This is a genomic window from Oleiphilus sp. HI0067 (genome assembly GCF_001635735.1).
In genome coordinates this window covers 1-951 of sequence record NZ_LWFI01000073.1, presented here as the reverse complement: position 1 = coordinate 951, position 951 = coordinate 1, and the positions used below count along the sequence as shown (strand labels likewise).

Below are 951 nucleotides of genomic sequence, written 5' to 3'. Positions count from 1 at the left end.
TTTTAAGCGCCAAGCTTGGGTACCAAGCACTCATAATCTTACCGATGAGCTTTTTAAGAACAGGAACTTTGTAGGATACATCTGCTGCTGGACCACTCAGGGCAGCGGCATTAAAGCGGTTTGGATATTCAAGTAAGTGAAGCGCAGCAATCATACCCCCCATTGAGTGTCCGAGAATGTATTGATATTCGTGCGAAATGGTTTGACGCAAGGTTTCGAGATCTCGCGTGTAATCTGTCCATGCATCAACATGACCGCGCTTGCCTTCAGACTTACCATGCCCCCGATGATCTAGAGCATGCACTTCAAATCCTTGCTGAGTAAACCATGTCGCTAATTCATGATAACGCGCTGCGTGCTCACTCCAACCGTGAGAGATAACTAAAGCAGCGTGAGCAGGCTGTTCAGGCATCCATCGATAAACATTTAGCTGAAGGCCGTCTTGAGCGGCAATTTGATCTTCAAGGTAAACCATGGTCATCTACTCTCAGTGATAAATCCCTTATCGTTTCTTATTATTGTTTCCTTAATCGCCGCGTTTAAATCGTAGCTGTGCTTCAAGCAATACGCAAAGCGGCGTAAATCCTACTCTCAGGCATTCCATTTGCCAATACCGTTTAATAAGCTTGGCCACTTAAGACAGAATGCCGTCCACAATAGAAATTTATACATGAACCATGTAAAGAGTAAGTGAAAGGCTAATACCAATAAACGCTAAATATCCAAATGCAGCGCGCCCTTCATAAAGAGTGTCGCCTTCCCTCGAATCAAAACTCGGCTTTCGCGCAATCCACATTCAAGCTCCCCTTGCCGCTCCGATAGCTGTTTAGCCTGAAGCGTTTTTTTGTTCAAACGCTCTGACCAATAAGGCGTTAGCACACAATGAATTGATCCTGTGACTGGATCTTCATCTATTCCCATTGCTGGCGCAAAATATCTAGAAACAAAATC

2 protein-coding genes are annotated in these 951 nt (G+C 44.7%); both read right to left on the bottom strand.

Going from position 1 to position 951, the window contains the following annotated elements:
• A partial coding sequence (locus A3739_RS01200; protein WP_156502226.1) for an alpha/beta fold hydrolase occupies positions 1-481 on the bottom strand: 481 nt, incomplete at its 3' end.
• A gap of 233 nt (positions 482-714) precedes the next feature.
• Positions 715-951, bottom strand: a 237-nt coding sequence (locus A3739_RS01195) for a PhzF family phenazine biosynthesis protein (RefSeq protein ID WP_197471931.1), incomplete at its 5' end; no start/stop codon positions are given.